Genomic DNA, 22,528 nt, shown 5'->3' with positions numbered 1-22,528 from the left:
GCCAATTATCCTTAAATTTGTAGGCATACGCCCCTAAGGCGTTTTCCTGTCCTTGAAAAGAAAGCCCATTTACGTAGAGATCGAAATGGAGTCCAGCCTGGAACGGCTCTGGCAATACACGCAAACGCCCGAGATCCATTCCCGCTGGGATCTTCGTTTTACCCGTATCGAATACCTGCCCAGGACCAGCGCGGAAGAACCGCAGCATTTTTTGTACGAAACGAAGATCGGCTTCGGCCTTAACGTTTCGGGCAAAGGCATGACCAGCGGCAGCCACAGCAAGGAAAGCGGTGAAAGCACTTCTGCATTAAAGTTCTGGTCCGATGAAAAAATCTCGCTTATCCGTACCGGTTCGGGCTACTGGAAATACATCCCGCACAGCGAAGGGGTCACTTTTCTTACCTGGTACGATTATGAAACACGGCAAGGCGTTATTGGCCGGCTCATCGATCGTTATCTTTTCCGCCCGATGATCGGCTGGGCTACAGCCTGGAGCTTCGATTCCCTGCGGCTGTGGCTTGACCGGGATATCGCACCTGGTGCGGCCCGCAGAGCTTACCTGGTGTTCCTGCTGGCCAACTTTACCATTGCCCTTTCCTGGCTATATCATGGCATCGTGCCCAAGCTGCTCTATATGGAGACCGGCGAGCTGGCAATGATGAAAGCTTCGGGCTTGCTGCCCGGCATGGAAACTGCGGCGGTATATGCCGTCGGTATCGGCGAGATCATCTTCGGCCTGCTCTTTCTCTTCATGGGGCGTAACCGGATGCTTCATTACCTGAACCTGGCCGGCCTGCTGGCGCTGGGCTGCGCCGCCTTCTTTGCCAAAGCGGGAATATACAAGGCGCCGTTCAACCCGGCCACCACAAGCTTCGGCATTATGGCGCTATCGCTGGCCGTACTGGCATTGCGCCCGCTCCTGCCCGATGCCGGCCGCTGCCTTCGTCAACCTCAAAAGAAAAAGCATGTCGATCTATAAGCAATATCTGGGTAAAGATTTCGACCGTCTGCACCCGATGATGCAGCAACGCTTCGGCATCAGCAGCGACAAGCCGGTGTACATGCTGGGCACCGGCGTGATGGAGCGTGTCCGCAACGCCGGCTGGCATACCCTACCCTTCCTGTACCTGGGCACCTTCCGCAATATCATGTTTCCCGAAACGGGTACGAACATACCGTTCACTATTGAGAATTATGCGTACCGCGATACCTTCGGCCGCGAGACGGTGAGCTGGAACCGTAAGTTCCATTTCGGAAAAAAGATCCGGCGCTTCGATGCAACAATGATCTATAACGAGGCGGAGCATCATTATCGATTATCTGGGCAGCAAGCAGCACCTGGCGGTCGATATTGACATCAGGGTAAACGAGGACCGCAGCATTACCATCCGCTCCGGTAACCAGCGGTTCTACGAAGGGCGCATTGCTTTCCGTTATCCTGATATGTTCTCGGGGAATGCCGAAGTGCAGGAGTCTTACGACGAGGCGCTGGACCGCTTCAACATACAGGTCACCGTCAGGAACAGGACCTTTGGTACCTTGTTCGGCTATAAAGGCCATTTCAAAGCGGCGTTCCGGCCATTGACCGGCGAGGTTCCTGCCGATGCCCGCCCTGCAAGGGAAGAGCTACGGCAATAGATCGTTTTGCTTGTCCTTTCGACAAGTTCAGGAACCGATAGAGGGTTGTTTTGCTAAGCCTGCCGAAGCAACCAGAATTCATTATTATATTCGTAAATCGAAGGCCCATGACCAGATCATCAACACCTTTTCAGCTGAGCCCTTTGCAAAGGCGTATAGAGATCGCCAGGCCCTGGCTCCTGCTGGCCGCATACGTGCTTTGCGCTTCTATGAAGCTCTGGTGGCTGGCCATTCCCCTGGCGCTGATTACCTGCCTGGCCGGCTTTGTACAGATGCATGATACCATTCATAATGCCCTGGGTGTTTCCAGGCGTACCAATGACCTACTGCTGAGCCTGAGCGGGCTGCTCCTGCTGAAGAGCGGCCATGCGCTCAAGGTCACGCACCTGAGGCATCACGGGCAATGTCTCAGCGATAACGATCCTGAAGGTGCACCGGCACGCTGGACCTTGAAGCAAGTCTTCCTCAACGGACCTTATCATATATTCGCTTTAAGGATCGCATCGTTGAAGATGGCGCCGAATACGCGCAGGATACAGCTGCTGGAGTCGGCCGTTACTTTGCTGCTGCTGGCCGGGTTTATCTTGCTTTATGTTTTTACCGGTTCCCTGGCAGGCCTGGTATACTGGGGCGTGGCCTTTGTGCTCAGCTGCCTCATGCCGCTATGGGCCTCCTATATCCCGCACAAGATGGCAGCGCGGCATCCTGCCCGTATGGCGGGTGTACGCATGGCCCGTATCTGGACACCTATCGTTTCCTCATTTGCCTTCCATCATCTGCATCATACCTTTCCCAAAGTGCCCACCGCGCTGTTGCCCGAAGCGGCAAAGCTGCATCCCGAGCTGGATGACGAGGACCACCACCATCATCACTGATACACGTTGCTTTTACAAAACGGCAACATAGTAGAATTGGAATTCAAGGGGATTTGCGCTAATCTTGCAACATGAGTCAATCTTACTGGCGGCGCTGGTACTGGGCTGTGCTGCTGTGGCTGCTGGTGCTGATCTTATTGTTCACCTGGTTTACCCTTGCCTGGTCATGAGTAGTCTGGACTGGGTCATTATGCTCAGCACACTGTTGCTGACCATCGTCTTTGGCGTATGGAAAGGCCGCGGGCAGATCAGCTCCGATACCTATCTCCGTGCAGGCCGGCAAATGCCCTGGCATGTCGTGCTGCTGGGGATCATGGCTACCCAGGCCAGCGCGATCACTTTCCTTTCAGGGCCGGGTCAGGCGTATGGCGACGGCATGCGCTTTGTGCAGTACTACTTCGGCCTGCCGCTGGCCATGATCGTGATCAGCATGGTCTTTGTGCCCATCTTCCAGCGGCTCAATGTCTTTACCGCCTACGAATACCTGGATAAGCGTTTCGACCGTCAGACCCGCTTGTTTACCGGCGTGCTGTTCCTGTTTTCCAGGGGCGTGTCCACCGGGATCAGCGTGTATGCGCCGGCCATCATTCTTTCCACGATCTTTCACTGGAACATTTACCTCACCAACCTGCTGGTGGGCGGCCTGCTTATCATCTATACCTATACCGGCGGCGCGAAAGCCATAGCCCATACCCAAAAGATACAGTTCGGCATCATCCTGCTGTCGATGGCTGTAGCCGGTTACCTGGTGGTGGCTTCCCTGCCCGAGCATATCCGTTTCGGCGATGCGCTTTACCTGGCCGGCAAATCGGGCAAGCTGAATGTGATCACCACTACTTTTAACCTCAACGACAAGTATAACCTGTGGTCGGGCCTTATCGGCGGCTTCTTTCTTGCCCTCTCCTACTTCGGTACCGACCAGAGCCAGGTAGGACGCTACCTCACTGCCAAAGACATGCGGGAAAGCAGGCTGGGTCTGTTGCTCAACGGTATGGTGAAGATACCGATGCAGTTTCTGATCCTGCTGATCGGCGCGCTGCTTTTCTCCTTTTATACCATTTATAAAGCGCCCTTGTTCTTTAATGAATCCGCTGTGGAAAAAGTAGCGGCTATTGTTCCTGAGGCCTATCAGCCCTTGTATATAGAGAACCAGCAAGCGGCAAAAAGCAATCAGCAAACGGCCCTGAAGCTGATCGCGCTGCGACAATCGCCTTCCTACGATAAGGCGACGGAGGCCAATCTGCTGCAACGGCTGAAAGAGGGGCAACATAAGGTAGAGCAGCAGAGAGATACGCTGAGCAAACTGATCAGGAAACACCAGGCGGCGATTGCCGAACCGGAAAGCGACAGCAATTATATCTTCCTGCACTTTGTACGGCATTACCTGCCTGCCGGTATGGTGGGGCTGTTGTTTGCCGTGATCTTCCTGGCCAGCTGGGGCTCTATTTCGGCAGCGATCAATTCGCTGGCGTCTTCCACTCTCGTCGATTTTCACCAGGTCTTCCGGGCACAGCCCCTAAGCGGCCGGGAGCAAGTACGTTACGGGCGTATCTATACGCTGGTGTGGGGATTGTTCAGCATTGCTGTGGCCATGTTCGCCACCAAGATGGGTTCGCTTATTGAAGCGGTAAACGAGCTGGGCAGCCTGTTTTATGGCGCGATACTCGGCATTTTCCTCACGGCTTTCTTCCTGAAACAGGTAAAAGGCAAAGCCGTCTTTTACGCTTCCATTACTGCAGAAATACTGGTGCTGCTGATCTACATTTTCAAGCTGGTCGCTTTCCTCTGGCTCAATGTGATCGGCGCCTTGCTGGTAATGCTGTTGTCGCTGCCGCTACAGACCTTGCTCGACCGTCAGCAGCAAAAACAAACTCTATAATTTTATTAGCCCCTTACAAAAGGATTGGTCTTCTTTTCCTGCCCGATACTGGTCTCAGGACCGTGACCGGAATAAACTACTGTATTATCGGGTAAAGTATAGAGCTGCTCTTTGATGCTCTTCATCAGCGTCTCATGGTTGCCGCCGGGCAGGTCGGAGCGGCCTACACTGCCATTGAACAGCACATCGCCGCCGATGAGCCAGCCACTTTCGGCGGAATAGAAGATAATGCTGCCCGGTGAATGTCCGGGCGCGAGGCGGACCTCCAGCTCGTCTTCGCCCAGGCGCAGCCTTTCCTGTTCGGAGATGAAGAAGTCGGCTACGGGAAGCGTGGGCATATGAAAGCCGAACATGGTTGCCGATCCCCTTACATTAGCCAGCACCGGCTGTTCCAGCGTATGCATACCAAAAGGGATATTATACTTGGCCTTTACCGCATCGATACCCAGCACGTGATCGATATGGGCATGTGTATTGAGGATCTGTTTCGGTTGCAGGCCGTGCTGTTCGATGAAGGAGAAAAGCACGCGCTCCTCGTCGGCGCCATACATACCAGGGTCGATGATCCAGCATTCCTTGTGCTCATTGAACAGCACATAAGTATTTTCCTGGAAAGGGTTGAAGATAAAGGCAGCGACCTGGAGCATAAGCAGGATATGGTTTTTCTGAAAAGGATGAATAAGATGGCGAAAATAAGACTAAAATATTTCCTGATTTTGCGTGATGGAATTTGGAAAATAAAAACCGGGTTCTTACCTTTGCGCTCCGTTCAACGAACGAGTAACGGTCGATTTCGTAGCTCAGTTGGTAGAGCAATACACTTTTAATGTATGGGCCCTGGGTTCGAGTCCCAGCGGAATCACGAAAGCCACTTTAAGGAGTGGCTTTTTTTGTTTAAATACGTTTGATTTCAATCAGAATCAGCGTTTTCTCCAAAAAAGCATAACAAAGAGGTACAAACGTAAACAAGGCAAAAGGGTACCGATACGGGTACCGAAATTATTTGTTTATTTTGGTACCCTCGATTAACCCGAAGGTTGTGTGTGTGTAGGGTTTTAGGTTCGAGCGATCATTCGTCCACCTAAAAAATGTGTTATGAAGGTTAATGAAAAGCTTTCGATGCTGCTCTTGTTAGAGCGATCAAAAACGTCAAAAGACGGTAAAGTGCCGATAACTGTACGTTTAACCGTAGACAGTAAACGGGCTGAAATGTCCCTGGGCCATAAGGTCAATCCCGATATGTGGAACCAGGAAGCGGGCATAGCCACTGGCGGGGGTAGCGAAGCCCAGCAGATCAACAGTACTATAGACCGGGTAAAAGCCAAGCTAAGGCAGCATTATGATCTACTTGCTGCCAAACATGATTATGTTTCCGCTGAAATGGTAAAGGCTTCTTATCAAGATAAAAGGAAGCCTGAAGCGAGCAAGACGCTTTTGCAGACCGTCGATTTCATGATTGAAAGGATGGAAAAAAAGGTAGAAAAGGAAAAACTGGCCAAAGGCACTTTAAGCCGCTGGCGTACTACCAGGAGCAAAATTTCCGATTTCCTGAAATTTGAATACAGACTCAATGACATTGCTTTAGATCAGATCGTGTATGCCTTTGCAGAAGATTTCCTGGATTTTATGACCCTTGAACAAGGGCTGGAAGACAACACGGCCATGAAGTATATTAAGAACAGCAAGCAGGTTCTGAAAACGGCTGTAGAAAGAAACTGGCTTTTAAAAAGTCCGATCAGTGGTTATAAATGTTCTTACTTCAATCCTGAACGCGATATATTAGACGAACAGGAAATTATGTTGTTATATAAAAAATACTTGCCTGTTGAGCGACTGGCAGAGATCAGGGACTGTTACCTTTTCATGGTTTTTACTGGTTATGCCTATAAAGATGCACAGCTTTTACGACCCGAAAACGTGACCAAATTTTTTGATGGCGAAGACTGGATTATGAAGAACAGGGAAAAGACATGGTGCCGGGAAAACGTGCCGCTTTTGCCCATTGCTAAGGAAATCATAGAAAGGTATCGCAACCATCCGCTTTGCCAATTAAACGGCACTTTACTGCCCATTAAAAGCAATCAGAAGTTCAATGCTTATCTTAAAGAGATAACTGAAATCTGCAATATTAAAAAGAACCTGACAACCCACACGGCTCGCCATACATTCGCTACTACTATAACACTTGCTAACGGCGTACCATTGGAAACCGTGAGCGCCTTATTGGGCCATAAGTCTATCAGGACAACACAGATTTATGCTAAGATCGTAGCACGCAAAATTAGCCAGGATATGTTGGCACTTAAACAGAAACTTTCTACGACCATGAATCCGGATAAACCTTTGCTGGAAATTCCATCCTCTCTTTTCGAGTGCCGGGTTGCATAACAAAAAGTATAAAAGGAACGGCCCGCCGTTCCTTTTTTTTGATCAAGCTTCGCTGACGTCAAAGCTGGCTTAAGTAAATATCTTTCCGTTACACGATCGGATACGGAAAAATGCAATAGCTGCACCTGAAAAAACAGAATTTATCTTGTATAACACCGTCGCCTATAAAAGCACATATTCATCTCACATAGCTAGAATTTAGCCCTGTACCCATCACAATAATCCTTTTTAATATTTTTGGTTTGACTTGATCCTGTACAGGAAAAATAGTGGAAAAGATTCGTGAACGAAAAACAGGCAAGATGTACAACAACTCAGAAAGAAAGTCCGGGCTTTGCAAAGATCAGCTGATCACTGTAGAAGACTTGGCGCAGTTCAAGGCCGAACTGCTGGAAGCATTGGAACCGCTGTTAAGGAGCAGCAAAACATTTAATGACAAGAAATGGCTAAAATCCTACGAGGTGCGGAAAATACTGGGAATTTCCGCAGGTAAGCTTCTTACTCTGCGTACCAACGGTACGCTCCCATTTGCTCGAATTGGTGGGGTGATCTATTACGATCAGCAGGACATTAACCAGATGTTCGAAAACCGGAAATTAAAGCAATGATATGGCCAGTAAATACCCTGAACGCTGCAATGTCAGGGCCGGTACAGGCCAGGATATTCCTCCGCCCAAAGCTTATGTCAGAATATACTTTTTACAACAGCAAATGAGCTGCCAGCAAGCAGACCTTTTTTATAAGCGGCATCAGGATGCTGGCTGGCTGAACCGTATGGGCAAGCCACATAGAAGCTGGAAGACGCTGGCCTGCGATTGGATTTGGGAGTATAAACAGACACTAAAATCGAAGGCTTGAAATTATTTATCTGAACGACAACTAGGCAAGGCTAAAACCCAGGTTGAGAAGGTACGTATTATTCAAACTTATTGAAACTTGTATAAGAAAATATGTAGAATCAGGAGGCTTCATAATTCAATTTGGTTAGATTTGTAATATGCGAAACGGACAACTTTCAAACAATAGCATCATATATTTTGTGACATGGAAAAAACAAAAACGTCATGTAGAATTTTTTTATGACCTAAATGTTTTTGTTGAAAGCTATCCAAGATATGTGCTCTCGAAAATCAGCCAGGAACTCGCTTCCGGCATTGCTGTTTTTGAGGATGAAGATGTGCGTATTGAAGAAAGGGAAATTGTAACGGCTCCCAAGCCAGATTTTGCACCTATGTTCTTTTGGGATCTCAGGTATGACAAAATAGATTGGGCCGGAAGTTCCACTACTGTAATCCAACGAATTTTAGAACGTGGGATGCCAGAACACTGGAATGAGCTAAAACGGTTCTATGGTGAGGAAACGATTATTATAGCCCTAAAAGAAAAGATTACTTATTTGCCGGACGAATGTATAGATGAAGCCTCCTTATTTTTTAATTTAAAAAAGGAGGAAATGTTATGCTACAGACGCAAACAGTCACAACCGAAACTCTGGCGCTGATCAAACAACTAATGGTCGATCCACGGCTAAATAATTTCACCCTGGTTGGCGGAACGGCTCTCGCCCTTATTTTAGGGCATCGGAAGTCAATAGACATTGACCTATTTGCAACAAATACTTTTGATTCGCTTCAAGTAACAGCCGCGTTAGAGCAGGGATACGGCGCAGAATTCATTAAGAGCACAGAAGGGAGTATACAGTGCTTTATTGATGGCGTAAAGACTGACCTGATTTCCCACCCGTATCCTAAGATAAAACCCGATGAGTATACTGAAGCTATCCGGCTCGCTTCCCTCCCGGATATTGCAGCGATGAAATTGCATGCCATAGTTAATAATGGTAGTAGGATAAAAGATTTCATAGATGTTCATTTCTTGCTGGAAAAGATGCCTTTGTCTGAAATGTATAATGCCTATGAAGAGAAGTATTATCCCAATGCTAGTCGTAATATAGCCAGCTTAGGGCTCAGAGATCATAGCCGGGTTGATATGAAAGAACCTGTCATGTACCTTAAAGAAAATTTGAAATGGTATGAAATTCAAATCAGATTACTTCAGGCGATTGAGGAACCTAACCGACTTTTCGTTTCTGGCAGAAAACAAATGCGTCAAAGAGAAGAAGCTCCCGGGTCGAGAAAGAAAGGAAGAAGGTTATAGAGTTTTTCAAAGTCGATTCCGCTGGGCAGCCGGCGGAATTTACGCTTATATAAATAATGAATTGAACTTTTAAAACCACACCAATAAAAAGGGCAGCAAATTTAGGGTACCCAAGCCAGCGCACACACCTACCAAAAAAAATGGAATGAACGGTTCCCCCCTAAAGGGGCCCCCCATTAAATCCATTTTTTTTGGCTTTCGCTTTTGGGTACCCTGTCCCAGTGCTTTCTTTTTTTCGGTTTTTGGTTTTGAAAAAACGCTTTTGTTTCCAGCTTGTGAAAGAAAAACGTGATATATCCCTCCCCCCCCAAAAAAATATACCTAGTTTGATCTTGTGAAGCGTGTTATATAACTTATTCACTACAACATTAACCTTCACCTTTCCAGACGAGAAATCAGAATAGGTTCTATTTCCCCAAGACTAAATCCACTTTAGTTTTCCAACTTTCAAATTGTGTATGATTAATTGGTGTCAGATAATTTAAGTTTACCTGATCATTCATGCTGTTCCTTAACCTTGTTCTTTTGGCATTTGATATTGACGATATATAATCAAATATTTTTTGAAGTTTGTCTTCAATATCTATTTCTGAGCATTTGAAAATGTATGTTGCCCTACCTTTCAATGTACTTTCCCAAATAAGAAATATCGAAGACTTACTTTTAAAAGTGAATATAAAAGTATCTTGTTCGAGAATGTTGTTACCAGAACTTATAATTTCAATAGCTGGAATTATTTTAAAATTGTCATCGTGCAATTCACAAAGATATTCGATACTTTCACTAATACTTCTGCTTTGTGCCAATTTACGAAGTAGCACATTGGGAACAGATTCGAGATGCTTCAAAACAGATTGAACTTTTGTAACTTTATCAGAATGGTAGTTCTCTATAAATTCCTTCTTGATCTTTAATATTCTCACTACTTCATTCAGCTTTTCTATATTTTGAATCTTGGTAATGTTGTTTTTTTTGATAGTCACTTTAAGTGGCTCCAGTCCTAAATTCTGAATATGTTTAGCTATATATTTATAAGATTTTCTGCTTTCTTTTACAATAAAAGGATTCGATAAATTACCTCCGTATCTGACACGGACTTGATAATCATCAAAGACTAAATCTTTCCATTGTATCTCAAAATTAATTTCAGTTATTCCATTGATATTTTGTACATAGGCTTTATGATTACTATACTTGTTCCAATCAGAAGATTTGGTTTGGCTACGAAGCTCAGACTTTATCAATCGCAACATCTCTTCAGATAGAGTAACTTTTCCTCTTGACTTTATACGATATCCTTTACTGCTAAGAAATCTAATTATAGACATTTCGAGCAGCCCATATTTACGGGCAACTTCATTCAAATATATTGGCTCTGTTACTGGCTTTGCAACAGCCTTATGTTGTTCTTTTGGTTTATCAGTTATTTTTGGGTGATAAGCCTTTTTTAATTCCTCATACATTTCATTCGTAATCCGAGATGTAGGCTTATTACTATCTACATTAAAGCCTTTACTGACAAGAAAATCGCATAATACAGATTTAGAAATATTGAATTGTTTTGCCGCAGCTAAAAGACGAGGTGGTTTTAGAGAGTTAATCTTTTTATTTAGATCATTTAATAAAAAGCTGGCATCTACTTGAGGAAATTTCCTTGATAGATGGCTATAATAAAACTGAATTACCTTTTGCTTCTGCGGGTGGGTATTTAAAAAGCGTAGCAACTCATTATATACAGACCTGTAGTTATGGGCTGTAACTTTATCTGAAAGGGCTTTGCATAGCTCGCTGACATTATTATCCGTAACTTCAATAAGAAAAAACTTTTTAGGGAGTATTTGTTCAAGAAGCTGCATGCCAAAATCTATATTATGTTCACTATTTTAATTTTATAGACAAGATAAAAATAGTATCTTTTTAGAAAAAACGTATGGATATTTTAAGTGAAAATACACTGAGTAAATTAAGGGCTGCTCTCGGCCCACCAAAAGATTTAAAACCTCGGAGAAGTAAAGGAAGGAACAATGTGAGGACAATACAAAAAAACAAGCCGGAACTATTATTTTGAATGCATCCTGTATCGTTCAATATATTGTAAAGATTGTAGAAACTGAGTCTGGTGAAAACGATTGGGACATTAAGTATTGCGCCATAAAGTGAGGATAAACAAAGAGGTGGTCATTGATACGCCTCTACTGTTATATGTCACTCTTAGCATCCAACCCTCTGTCTTCTCTTTATCGGTTTTGTAAATACAGTAGAGAATATAAATTCTGTGGTTCACCCGATGCTCCGTGAACGGCTAGATGTCCGGTTGTATCACAACAGCTTAAACGGAAGCCCTTTTGCTCGAAACTCGTGGGCTTTGCTTTTTTAATTTACTTCGGAAGAATGTGCTTTTTTTGCCTGGAAAAATCGCAGGTTTTTCTCTTTGCGGGATAAAAACTTATTATGCATTTTTGCCCCCAATCAAACCAAGTATCAGTTATTCTGATAATTTGCTTTTGTAAGCTCTTGGTGAAAGGTTTAATTTTGTTGGAGAAACTGAACTTCAGTTTTCTGCCAAATGAAATATTAAATAGCGTTTAGCTATACGAAGCTGTACTTTAAATGTCGAAAATTTGAGCACGCAGCCGAGTAACAAGCTAAACGTCCACGATAGCATCGTGGGCGTTTAAGCGTTGCTTGTGTGCGGGGCCTTCGACAGCCTAAAGTACAAGTGATGTGGACAGCGCCCACGATGCTTTTTTGTGCCAAATCGTAACCAAATTAATTGCTTTCTAATTAAAAGTATTTGTTTAACGTCTCAAAGTCTTTCTGTGTCTGTGAGCAAAAAGCTGGCTAGTCTTAGCCGGGTTATTTTACAATCGCACATCGTAATTAGGAATAAGTTGGGTTTAAAATCAAGGTTTTTACCAGTAATTTTTTCAGGCTTTTTATATTCAATTCAAACTAAAATGAAAAAAAATCTATCCTTACTATTATTCTAAATCAATGCATAAATGAAGCTCTTAGAAAAAGGAATCTTAGAATACTTCTTTATAGTTACCAAGTCGATGAGCAAATATCTATTTATAGCATGATTTTTTTACAGTCATTTTTACTTGCTTTAACATAAAATTGCATTTAGCATCTTCAATCAAAACGATAATCTACCTATCATTATGAAGTCAAAACACTTTGCGATACTGCTAAGTATCGTAACTCTGCTGCTCGGCAATAGATTATATAGTCACGCCCAGGAAAAAACACCGCTCGCAGGTACTACACCCGACAGCAAAATGATGGGAGCTGGTACCGCTGGGGGTGGCGGAATGAGCAGCCTGTATGCCCCTAATCTTTACGATGGCAGCGCCAACATCAACATTCCTATTTATAGCTATAGCAATGAAGCCGGCAACTTCGGCATCTCTTTGGGTTATAATACCAAGGGAGTTAAAGTTGATGAAATTTCATCAAGTGTTGGCTTGCATTTTGGATTAAATGCAGAGCTTTCGATATCGCGCCAGGTGAAAGGCCTGCCTGACGAGTTGTCGATCAGCCATTACGACACCATATGGGCCAACGCCGCAACTAAGTATAACCGTTTCCGAGGCCGCCTGGTTTCTTCCTTCGACCAGGGTGCCGATGTGAACGATCCGATGATCTACCGTGACCGGGAAAGCGACGAGTTTGTCGTGAGTACCGGCAGCCTTTCCTTCAGCTTCAATATCGGTACCGGCCGGCAGATCTATACCAATCCTAACCGGGCCTTCAAGGTGGCCATCCAATCGCAGGGCCAGGATTATGCCACCGCAGTGCAGAATGCCGGCGGTGCTATTCCCGATCCTCGAAAGCTTGAATTCCTTATTACAGATTTACAAGGCAATCAGTATCACTTTATTCCTGGGGACTATACCAATATTCAACTCCTTGCTGAAATGGATGGTTATACAATACAGGGCGATCTAGGAAATTATAACACCATCACTCGATGGGTAGTAGATCGTGTTACCCTAGCTGATGGTAGACAAATTATCTATTCTTATTACAATAAGAGCAGTGCAGGTTTTACAGCTTATTGGTCATATTCATACCGTACTGCTAGTAACCAACCTTCAGGAGCAGGTCAGGTCGATCAAGGATTCTACTCTTCGTATATCCGAAAAATTCAATATCCCAATGGGGTAACCGCTGATTTTTTCTATGACACTACAGGTTTTCGTTGTGACTACCGGGGAGGGCTAGCTCTCAGGGAGATTGGCATTCGTTCGGGCGATAATTGTACCCGCTACCAGTTTGACCAAAGCTATACGGTTGTCAAAACAGGGGGGAATACTGCAGGCGAGCTTTCATACGGCAGTCCGTGTATCAACATTTCTTATGTGTCCTCTGACCGATCTCATCGGTTACGTCTTGACGGTATCAGGATGCTTAGTTGCGACGGCACGGTCAACGAACCGCTCTATACCTTCAGCTACGATCCTACAGAGCTGCCCCTGCGTTTCAGTGGCAGCCAGGATTACTTCGGCTATTACAATGGCCGTTCCCCTGTTCCTTATGGTAGTGGCAGTACAGCCGACACCAATATCTCAATACCTAAAGTGGGCAGCATGACCTTCGGCGCCAACCGGGCCGAAGACATTAGTAAAATGAAGGCCGGCGTGCTTACAGCGATCCGCAATGCTTATGGCGGCACTATAAATTTTGTATACGGCGCGCATCAGCTCGTCACGCCGACAGCCCTGAGCAGTCTCCTGCCTACGGACAATTATTTCCTGGGCAAAGATGCCAATGATGGTCTTTGCCTGACCAGCATCATTGAAACGGACGAGTTTCACCAGGGCAACAATCGTACGACCAGCTTTAATTATATCGAAGGACAACGCTTTCTCACCGGCGGCTATTTTCACTATCCCCAGCGTATACAGGAAGTGAACAATCCCGGTACCTATCCCGGCGGCGGCTTCTTAACCAATACTTACATGAGCCCGCATCACCTGGTGGCAGGCTCCAATCATGGTTACTCTTTCGTTAGCACTACTGTCACTGTTGACGGCAGCACAGTATCGCGCCGGGATATCCGCTTCAGCAATTTTACAGATGCTTTATCCTCTTCTAAATACGTGCGTGTCGGTGGCGGTAAGCATTTTTTTGAGTTTCCCTATGCCGACAAGCAATACCTGCGGGAATGGGAAATGGGCTTGCCATTAGAGACGAAAGATTATGACAAATATGGCAATTTGATAGAACGCTCGGTGAATGAATATGCTTTCAGCATGGATTCCACTACCGCAGCAGACCGCGGCGTACAAAATGCGAAGTATTCCTTTGTTCAAGACAACTCTGTACCCGCACATACAGCCCCTACAGCTGGGTTCAATTTTTCCATCAGCCGGGTACCGGTTACCGATCCCTACAAGCCCTTTAACGGAGAGGCGCAGCTGATCCGCTCCACCAGCTACAAATACCTGGACAATACCAATTACACCACCGATGTAGCCAGCTTCCAATACGATGATCACAAAAACCTGAAGGCCACCATCACCACCAACAGCAATGATGAGGAGATCTGGCAATTCAATCTTTATAATTATGACCTGACGGCAGCCGTGATCAGCGGCGGCAGTGCTACCCTCTTTGAGCCGATGAAGGGACAAGAACGGTTGATGGCGGCCCAGCGCTGGAAACGTACGGCCAGCGGCGCTATGCCGCAGAACGGTGTATTGCTGGACGCTTATTTTACGGGCTTTGGTATACGAACCTTAGGCAGTCCGGCCAATACCCAGGTTTTTGTACGTAATATGTACCAGTACCGCAGCCTGGAGCCGGTTACTTATACCCAGTATCTCTCCGGCGCCTACAATACAGATGGCAAGAAGGCCTATGCGGCCTATAACAGCCAGGATGATGTACCGTATTTCACCCGTATCAGCGAAGTGACCCGCTTCGATGTGCGCGGCAATCCCCTGGAGACTTGGTTGCCCGAAGGCCAGCAATACAAGGCCATGATCTGGGACAGCATCAGCGGGCAGAAGATTGCCGAGGCCATAAATAGCCGCTATACCGATATCGCCTACAGCAGCTTCGAGACCAATGCCTATAATACCAATTTTACCTACACGGCCAAGAGCCTGGCCGCCGGCGGTGTGACCGGCGGTTCCTGCCTGTCGCTGTGGAATAACGTAACCAATGTCTCCAACCAGATGACCGGCACACAGAACCTGCAGCAAGGCAAAGAATACGTGCTCTCCTTCTGGGTAAGGGGTACCGTTCCGATGGTAACGGCCGGGGGCGTTGTCCAGACTTTGCCGGCGCCTGTAGCCACCGTGAACAACAGCTGGCGGCAATACATCATTCGTTTTACCCCGCAAACCAGCGGTACGATCGTCAGCTTCTCGGGCACGGCTGCCAACAGCTACCTGGATGAAGTACGCCTGTACCCGGCCGCTGCGCGGATGACCAGCCAGACCTATGCACCGCTCTTCGGCCTCAGCTCGGAGACCGACGTCAACGGCCGCTTCGCTACGTACAGCTATGATGCCCTGGGCCGGCAGACCCTGGTACGCGACCAGGAAGGCCAGATCCGCAGCAAGACCCAGTACACCGTAAAAGGCGCAGAATAAAACCCATCACTCACCCTTTATCCTTTATTTTATGCAATCCTTTTTGCATCGCTATATCCAAGTTCTTCTTCCGCTGCTCTGCATCGCAGCAGCCCCCGGCAGCTATGCCCAAACGGTGAACAAACCGCAGCTGAGCCAGTCTGCCCCCGCCGGCACGCAGACCAATACCGTTCCGGTGCCGCCGGCCATCAACGTCAATACTTCTGGGCTGTTCAACTACCAGCGCAGCTTCGTACCCAAAGTACCCATCGCAGACCCCGCACAACTAACGACCAGCAGTGCGCCTGCCGATGTACAGGTCAGCACCAAGTACCTGGACGGCTTCGCCAGAAACATGCAGACCGTAACGCATAACTTTACCCCCGGCAAAAGCCTGGTGAGCCCGGCCGACAGCCGCTTCCGGGTGACCCCTGTGGGCTACCTGCCCTACAGCGCCGCCGGCTTCGGCTTCCGGGCGGGCGCTTTTACGGAGCAACAAAACTATTACAATAACCTTTATCCCGGCGAAGGTACGAGCGCCTATAGCTATACCGAAAATACCTCTAATGCCGGCAAGCGTTCGGAGACGAGCTATGCCCCCGGCAAAAGCCAGGTGGGGCAGCTGCGGGGTATCGAAAAGCAAAGGATCACTAATGGCGCCAGCGAAGTGCGGCGCTGGAGCCTGGATGCTGCCGGGCTACCGGTGAGCAGCGGCTACTACAGCGCCGGCCGGCTCTTTGGTGAGCTGACCCGCATTCCCGGTGAAACCAGCAACAGTATTGTTCCCTATTCCAAGACATTTAAGGACCGCGAAGGCCGCGTGGTGCTGCAGCAGGCTACCGATACCATTGGCGTGGTCAATACAGCGCCCTATACCCTGGGCGGCATCCTGAACAAGACCTATTATATCTATGATGCTATGGGCCGGCTCCGTTATATCCTTCCTCCGGCCATAGCCGATGCGGCCCACAACAACGGCAGCATCAGCCAAACAGTGCTGGATCAATATTGCTTCCAATACCGCTACGACAACAAAGGCCGCAAGGTAGAGCAGAAAGTACCCGGAAAAGGCTGGGAGTATTTTGTGTATGATAAACGGAACCGCCTGGTATTTTACCAGGATAGCAGCCTGAGAAGCGCCGGAGGGTGGTGGTCTTTTACTTTTTATGATGTCATGGATCGCCCAATCGTGACTGGTAAAGGCCAGGCTACCAATGCAACACGGCAGCAGCTTGTCGCTGTGATGGAAGACAACTCAACTTATCCCACTAATAGCTGGCTGTACTATGCCAAAAACTATAACCTCTACCATGTTTATCCCACCGCCTTAGATTACTGCGAGATCTGGAGCTACAACTACTACGACGATTATAGGGAAGTCGATCCCAACGGTGATCTCTGGAATACCTGGAGCAGCTATAAGCTGCAAAACGGTGAACTACAGTATCCCAACAGCGGCGCGGAAACCCCGCAGCGCACACTTAAAAACCTAAATGCCGTTACCGGAAGCCTAGTTAGGGTATTGCCCTCGCCTGAGGCCAAAGCTTCAGGAAATATTGCCGCATGGCGCAGGACCGCACTCTTTTATGATGATAAAGGCCGTCTGATATACACCGCTGGCCAGGATGCTGATGAAAGTGGGAATTTAATTCATACTGCTTACACTAATAATCAATACAATTTTAGTGGCCAGGTGCTTGTTGCCAAACAGGTGTCAATCAATGATAAGAGCGCCGATGGCTACGCCCAACACACAGAGCTGAACAAAAATGAATACGAAGCCACCACCGGTCGTCTGGGCAAGACCTGGCGCAAAGTGGATGGCGCCGCCTCCTGGCTTCTTACCGGCAGCTATACTTACGACGAGCTGGGCAGGGTATGGCGCAAGGTACTGGGTAACAACGGCGAGACCCAGGACTATAGCTACAACATCCGCGAACAGTTGACGGGCATTAATGGCATCTATGCCGAGACGGGTAATAAACAGGGCCAGAACCTGACTTTCGGCGAATCGCTGAAATACGATTACGGCTTCGACAAGCCCCGTTATGACAATAAGATCGCCGGTATGGTATGGCGGGGCAGTAATGGTGACGCCTCTGTCTATTATGATGCGCGCATGCATGCCTACGGTTACGACTACGACCTGGCCGGCAGGCTCAAAAGCGCTGATTATTACCTCCAGAGCCTGACTCCCTGGAGCAAGACCCAGCTAGACTTCAGCGTGTCCAATCTCTATTACGACCGTAACGGTAATATCCTGTCGATGAAGCAGCGCGGCGTAAAGCCTGGTATCGGCCCTGTGGACATGGATATTCTGAGCTACAGCTATACTAACGGCAACCAGCTGAACGCCGTCAGCGACCAGGGCATCGCCGACTATGGCGCCGGCGACTTCCAGGACGGCCATCCCGGCGGTAACGATTACGACTACGATGGTAACGGCAACCTGAAAGTAGATGCCAATAAAGGTATCGACAAAGTCACTTACAACCACTTGAATAAACCCTCGGAAATACGTTTGACCAATGGCAAAAAGATAGAATACAGCTATGATGCAGGTGGTAATAAAGTGCAGGAGCTTGTGATCGATCCCGGAAAACCAACGAAGCGCACTGACTACATTGGCAACTTCATCTACAAGAACGACACCCTGCAGTACGTCCTTACCGCCGAAGGCCGCACCGTATTCGACTATAGCAGCACGACACCCATAAAAGAAGAGTATTTTGTCAAAGATCACCTGGGCAATGTGCGCAGCACTATCGACATCATTACCTACGAGATACGCCAGTACCTGGCCACCTACGAAGTGGCCAGCGCCAACCTGGAAGGGATGCTGTTTGAGAAAGTAGGCGAGATACGGGACAATAAGCCCGCCAGCACCGACCCGGGCGACAATAAGGCAGGGCGGCTCAATGGCGCTGAGGCCGGGCGTGAAGTGGGCACCTCCCTGCTGGTGAAAGTAATGGCCGGCGACAGGGTGGACATGAACGTCAACAACTACTATGAAAGCTTTGAAGGCAACACTACCGAACCGGTGACCGCCGAACAAATGATGGGAAGTATTATCAGTACCCTGACTAATGGTGTGGGCGGCCTTCCCGGCGAGAGTCACAATACCAAATTAGTTAATGAGCTTTTTACCCAGGAGAATTTCTACGCCCTTGAAGACCTGATTCAAACCCAGGGTATTGACCCGCAAAGACCACAGGCTTATCTTACCTATGCCCTCTTTGACGAGAACATGAAGCTGGTGAGCGAATTTGCCGGTGCCTACCAGGTGAACGGTAACGGTACCTGGGGCTCTATCGGCAGCAATGGCGCGATGGTGATCCCTGCCAACGGTTATTTAGCCGTATATTTGAACAGCCGCTGGCGCGATCTGCAGTGTATCCCCTGCAGCAATATGTTCTTTGATAAGCTGAAGGTGGAAGTCAGCAAGGGTAACCTGCTGGAAGAAAACCACTATTACCCGCATGGCCTGCCAGTACAGCCGCTGAGTAGTGTGTCTACCGATTTTAGGGAGAATCGCCGCAAATACCAAAGCAATGAATATATCAAGGACCTTGGGCTGAACTGGATGGACTTCCAGGCCCGGCAATACGACCCGCAGACCGGTCGGTTCCTGGCTGTCGACCCATTGGCCGATGCCAGCGGGCAACAGGTATGGAGCCCCTATGCAGCCATGGGCAATGCGCCTGAGAGCATCATTGACCCGAACGGGACGCAAGTCAAACCCAGTATTTCCTACGGGGCTACTCAAAATAAAGCTACTATCCGCGCTTTGGATGCCATTGGTGGTAGTGGATGGTGGACGGGCTTCGTGGAATTACCTTTAACAAGTCAAATGGAGTTGGGCTTGTGGGAAGGTAATTGGGGGGCACCTAAAGCCGCTCAGAACGAATACTACTATGGTGTCGAGGCAGGAATGATGTGGGCTTGGATGACTGGTCAACGTTATGAACCACAGGGTACAGTTGAAATTGGACCAATTTCAGTTTCTTCCGTTGAAAGCTCGACGGGGACTTTAAATGACTATGATGATCCTGAGCCTGATCCTCAGCAGAAAAATAGCAGTTCCAGCCAAACAAACATCGGACGAGAAATAACGCTTGCACCTATAGATCAACTTTATGATACATATCCATTAGATGCAAAAGGTGAGCCGATCAATCTATATCCTAATGATTATGAAAACGAATGCGCAATTAGGTGGTCATATACGTTAAAAAAGAATGGAACTGATATTTCAGGTGCTTCTCAATTTGATAAGCTCACAACTGATGGAGGAAAATATATCCGGGGGGCTGACAACGCAGCAAAGTGGTTTGCAAAGGCGTTTGGTCCACCCGTTAAAGGTAGTATTAAAAGTAAATATGGACCAATGGTATTAACCCCCGATGAATTCAATAAGAGTTACCGACATCAAAAGGGCGTAATTTATAGTGAATTTTCTTATGGCGCAAGTGGTACTGGGCACATTGATTTTTATAATGGGCATTATTTAGCAACACCTGGAACGATAAGATATTTATATGACGATAGGGTTAAAATCTGGTTTTGGCCTTTAAAATAACTTAACAATGAAAAAGCTAGTAATATTATATTTGGGAGTGTTTGCTATGTTGCAAATAGGTTGCGTGAACAACAAAAAAATTACATCAGAAGAACAAATGGTCTTAAATAAAGTGATATCTGATATTATGGTAAGCGAGAACCTAAAGGAAATAATAGTATCTAACAAATACAAGAAATGGAATATTGGTGTAGATGTTGACTTTGATGTACCCGGTTACGCCTTACCTACAACAAGAAAAGAAAGAGAGGAGAGACTTAAGAGCGAAATAATAGATCCTTATAAAATATGGTATGTGTTTGCTTATCCTATTACTGATAGCTTATTTACAAAGGAGGATAAAGAGTATATTTCCAGGCAGATGAAAGATACTACAGTAAAAAATTTCCCCTGTGAGTTAAAAAATATAAAACTTGTCGAGCCAAAAGACGGTGAGGTCCATGGATATTATTTTTGCAGACCAGCATTCAATAAAAACCACAAATATGCTATAATAAGAAAGTATGAAAATTACAGCATATCAGATGACGGGACTCTTTTTGGAGAAACACAAACACTGTATTATGGATTTGACAGTAAAAGAGGGTGGATAAAGATATTTGCTGGAGGAAAATGGCAATAATACAATAAAACGGTTAACTGTTGAGTGCAATTTGTTTAACGTATTGTCACCAAATACTGCAATCATTGATTTCTTAAAAGAGAATGGCCTAAGTTTATTGTACACTATGCACAAATAGAAGGATTTTTCTTTTTCACAACGTCTCGCTAGACCTCATTGTTCAAGGTATTTGTTCGATGAAAAACGTAGAAAGAATTCGACCTTATAGTACTCAAATTTTCTATAATTGGATTCATACCCATATAAAAATTTGTCATTAGCCGATATTGAAGGCGAGATTTGGAAGCCTGTACCAGGCTTTGAGGGATACTATGCTGTTTCTTCAGTGGGGCGAATCAAATCGCTACAGCGGACGCGGGTGATGCATCATGGAGGTATTCAACCTATTGCGGCAAAAATCTTGCGACAAAAGTGCTCTGTAGTAAGAAATAAAACAGTAAATGAAGACCTCAAAACGCTATTAACCTCTCTTAATCTCGATGGCGTTAAATACTGCTTTTCTGTTGGACGGTTGGTCTATCATGCCTTTATTGCGCCCATTGAACTAAAGGATAGGAAGATTCTAATCAGCTATAAAGACGGTGATGGGTTAAACCTGCATTTTCAAAATCTTATTGCTACCAATATCGGTGAATTGCGTAACAAATCCTATGAAAATGGACGTTTTAAAAGTCCTTTCCGCAAACCAGTCAGCCAGTTTGACTCAAAGGGTAATCTTATTGCCCAGTATGCGAGTAGTTATGAAGCGGGGAGAAAAAATGGCTTCAATGAAAGAGCTATTGCTGACGCCGCAAGCGGCCACAGCATTTTATACAAGGGTTTCGTATGGCAGCAGGGCAAAAGCAAAAAACTGAAAAAAAGCCTCCTCTCTCCCCAACCAGGATCAATAATTAATGCTTCCCTGAAATTGACAAAGAAGGAGCAAAAGTCTATAGGAGCAGTCGCGAATCTGTCTTTAAAAAGTATGGATGGTGAGTTATGGAAGGATATTCCAGGCTATGAAGGATTATACCGGGTTTCAAACTTCGGAAGGGTAAAAGCGCTGGCCAAAGTATCAGTGGGTGCATTAAAAAAATGGTATCCTGAAGTTATAAAGAAACTAACGCCGGCCAATAAGAAAACGACTCCAGAAGACTCCAGATCGACTTTATGCGTTACCTTATCCAAAGCGAATAAAAAAAAGTCCCATTTTGTCGCTAGATATGTATACTTACTTTTTGTTGAAGCTTTTGACCTAAAAGACCGTTCAATGCGTATTTACTATAAAGATGGCAATCAGTACAACCTACATTACAATAACCTACTGCTTAAACGCAAGCTGGTCGACTAATGATAAACACAAATAAGACTCCAATGAATAATTCTATAAACGAGCTTTTTTAGAAAAGGAATGTATTGGAAAGCCTTGTTTTTAAGGAATTTTTATCAAAATACTTTCGAATGTGAGGTTAAGGTTGTACCTTTATTTTAAATAAGTTCTTATCAAAACGCTACAAATAATAACAAACTGTAAGGGTAACGTTAAGGGTACCAATTGGTATTTTTATCTCTAACCAACTCTTTCACAGTGGTTTTCGAAATGATTTACGATCCCAGCGGAATCACAGAAATCAACTGAAAAGCGCACATAGGTGCGCTTTTTCTGTTTAAAACGCTTTTCATCAACGTTTTCTCCAAATAAGCAGTTCAAAGAAATTCAACGATTATGGTGACCCTTTCGGTTACCATGCTAGTTACCTAAATTGGGTAACCGATTTCTATTAAAGCTTGTGTGGCGTGAGTTTTAAGGACTTCAAGTGTCGTTCC

Annotated in this window: 13 protein-coding genes, 1 tRNA gene and 1 pseudogene; 13 read left to right on the top strand and 2 right to left on the bottom strand. The window is 46.2% G+C overall.

Going from position 1 to position 22,528, the window contains the following annotated elements; translation table 11 throughout:
- Positions 1–52 precede the first annotated feature (52 nt).
- The 4 genes and pseudogenes from DZC79_RS19855 (at position 53) to DZC79_RS19840 (ending at position 4,392) form a co-directional block, all read left to right on the top strand.
- Positions 53–979: a DoxX-like family protein gene (locus DZC79_RS19855; protein WP_118953369.1), complete on the top strand. Its 927-nt coding sequence runs from the start codon at positions 53–55 to the stop codon at positions 977–979.
- A pseudogene (locus DZC79_RS21710) lies at positions 927–1,638 on the top strand (DUF4166 domain-containing protein). The gene DZC79_RS19855 and the pseudogene DZC79_RS21710 overlap by 53 nt, the downstream one beginning before the upstream one ends.
- Positions 1,639–1,745: 107 nt before the next feature.
- The gene (locus DZC79_RS19845; RefSeq protein WP_118953368.1) at positions 1,746–2,513 is read left to right on the top strand and encodes a fatty acid desaturase; all 768 of its coding nucleotides are present in this window, start codon (positions 1,746–1,748) and stop codon (positions 2,511–2,513) included.
- Positions 2,514–2,679: 166 nt separating this feature from the next.
- Positions 2,680–4,392 (top strand): sodium:solute symporter, encoded by a 1,713-nt coding sequence (locus tag DZC79_RS19840; RefSeq protein WP_118953367.1) that lies wholly within the window; start codon positions 2,680–2,682, stop codon positions 4,390–4,392.
- A gap of 5 nt (positions 4,393–4,397) precedes the next feature.
- Here DZC79_RS19840 and DZC79_RS19835 read toward each other — a convergent pair whose 3' ends face one another.
- Entirely contained in the window at positions 4,398–5,039 is a 642-nt protein-coding gene (locus DZC79_RS19835; protein WP_118953366.1) for an MBL fold metallo-hydrolase, read from the bottom strand.
- Positions 5,040–5,181: 142 nt separating this feature from the next.
- Between DZC79_RS19835 and DZC79_RS19830 the strand changes: the two genes are divergently transcribed.
- The 5 genes from DZC79_RS19830 (at position 5,182) to DZC79_RS19805 (ending at position 8,937) form a co-directional block, all read left to right on the top strand.
- A tRNA-Lys gene (locus tag DZC79_RS19830) sits at positions 5,182–5,254 on the top strand.
- 233 nt (positions 5,255–5,487) lie between these two features.
- Positions 5,488–6,780: a site-specific integrase gene (locus DZC79_RS19825; RefSeq protein WP_118953365.1), complete on the top strand. Its 1,293-nt coding sequence runs from the start codon at positions 5,488–5,490 to the stop codon at positions 6,778–6,780.
- Positions 6,781–7,049: 269 nt separating this feature from the next.
- On the top strand, positions 7,050–7,388 hold the full coding sequence (locus tag DZC79_RS19820; RefSeq protein WP_232831888.1) for a helix-turn-helix domain-containing protein: 339 nt from the start codon (positions 7,050–7,052) through the stop codon (positions 7,386–7,388).
- Positions 7,389–7,777: 389 nt separating this feature from the next.
- A complete protein-coding gene (locus tag DZC79_RS21545) occupies positions 7,778–8,281 on the top strand; it encodes a DUF6922 domain-containing protein (protein WP_198666964.1) in 504 nt (167 codons plus the stop codon).
- Positions 8,239–8,937, top strand: coding sequence for a nucleotidyl transferase AbiEii/AbiGii toxin family protein (locus DZC79_RS19805; protein ID WP_118953363.1), 699 nt, complete (start codon positions 8,239–8,241; stop codon positions 8,935–8,937). Before DZC79_RS21545 ends, DZC79_RS19805 begins: the two co-directional genes overlap by 43 nt.
- A 407-nt stretch (positions 8,938–9,344) precedes the next feature.
- Here DZC79_RS19805 and DZC79_RS19800 read toward each other — a convergent pair whose 3' ends face one another.
- The gene (locus tag DZC79_RS19800) at positions 9,345–10,793 is read right to left on the bottom strand and encodes a hypothetical protein (protein ID WP_118953362.1); all 1,449 of its coding nucleotides are present in this window, start codon (positions 10,791–10,793) and stop codon (positions 9,345–9,347) included.
- Positions 10,794–12,101: 1,308 nt separating this feature from the next.
- On the opposite strand from DZC79_RS19800, the gene DZC79_RS19795 reads away from it, so the two are divergent.
- The 4 genes from DZC79_RS19795 to DZC79_RS19780 all read left to right on the top strand — a co-directional run bounded on the left by DZC79_RS19795 (position 12,102) and on the right by DZC79_RS19780 (position 22,052).
- A complete protein-coding gene (locus DZC79_RS19795) occupies positions 12,102–15,542 on the top strand; it encodes a hypothetical protein (RefSeq protein ID WP_157977295.1) in 3,441 nt (1,146 codons plus the stop codon).
- Positions 15,543–15,573: 31 nt separating this feature from the next.
- Positions 15,574–20,100, top strand: coding sequence for a T6SS effector amidase Tae4 family protein (locus DZC79_RS19790; protein ID WP_118953360.1), 4,527 nt, complete (start codon positions 15,574–15,576; stop codon positions 20,098–20,100).
- A gap of 7 nt (positions 20,101–20,107) precedes the next feature.
- Positions 20,108–20,722 (top strand): hypothetical protein, encoded by a 615-nt coding sequence (locus DZC79_RS19785; protein WP_118953359.1) that lies wholly within the window; start codon positions 20,108–20,110, stop codon positions 20,720–20,722.
- Positions 20,723–20,972: 250 nt separating this feature from the next.
- Positions 20,973–22,052, top strand: coding sequence for an NUMOD4 domain-containing protein (locus tag DZC79_RS19780; protein WP_198666963.1), 1,080 nt, complete (start codon positions 20,973–20,975; stop codon positions 22,050–22,052).
- The last annotated feature ends 476 nt before the right edge of the window (positions 22,053–22,528 follow it).

This window comes from Taibaiella helva, assembly GCF_003545695.1.
Classification (GTDB): domain Bacteria; phylum Bacteroidota; class Bacteroidia; order Chitinophagales; family Chitinophagaceae; genus Taibaiella; species Taibaiella helva.
The sequence above is the reverse complement of the archived record's forward strand: the minus strand, read 5'-3'. Positions and strand labels throughout refer to the sequence as shown.

Bases quoted from the DNA above. Each gene is read 5' to 3' on its own strand.
- DZC79_RS19825 (WP_118953365.1), top strand. From the start codon at position 5,488: ATGAAGGTTAATGAAAAGCTTTCGATGCTGCTCTTGTTAGAGCGATCA.
- DZC79_RS19805 (WP_118953363.1), top strand. From the start codon at position 8,239: ATGCTACAGACGCAAACAGTCACAACCGAAACTCTGGCGCTGATCAAA.
- DZC79_RS19800 (WP_118953362.1), bottom strand. From the start codon at position 10,793: ATGCAGCTTCTTGAACAAATACTCCCTAAAAAGTTTTTTCTTATTGAA.
- DZC79_RS19835 (WP_118953366.1), bottom strand. From the start codon at position 5,039: ATGCTCCAGGTCGCTGCCTTTATCTTCAACCCTTTCCAGGAAAATACT.
- DZC79_RS21545 (WP_198666964.1), top strand. From the start codon at position 7,778: ATGCGAAACGGACAACTTTCAAACAATAGCATCATATATTTTGTGACA.
- DZC79_RS19785 (WP_118953359.1), top strand. From the start codon at position 20,108: ATGAAAAAGCTAGTAATATTATATTTGGGAGTGTTTGCTATGTTGCAA.
- DZC79_RS19840 (WP_118953367.1), top strand. From the start codon at position 2,680: ATGAGTAGTCTGGACTGGGTCATTATGCTCAGCACACTGTTGCTGACC.
- DZC79_RS19790 (WP_118953360.1), top strand. From the start codon at position 15,574: ATGCAATCCTTTTTGCATCGCTATATCCAAGTTCTTCTTCCGCTGCTC.
- DZC79_RS19845 (WP_118953368.1), top strand. From the start codon at position 1,746: ATGACCAGATCATCAACACCTTTTCAGCTGAGCCCTTTGCAAAGGCGT.
- DZC79_RS19795 (WP_157977295.1), top strand. From the start codon at position 12,102: ATGAAGTCAAAACACTTTGCGATACTGCTAAGTATCGTAACTCTGCTG.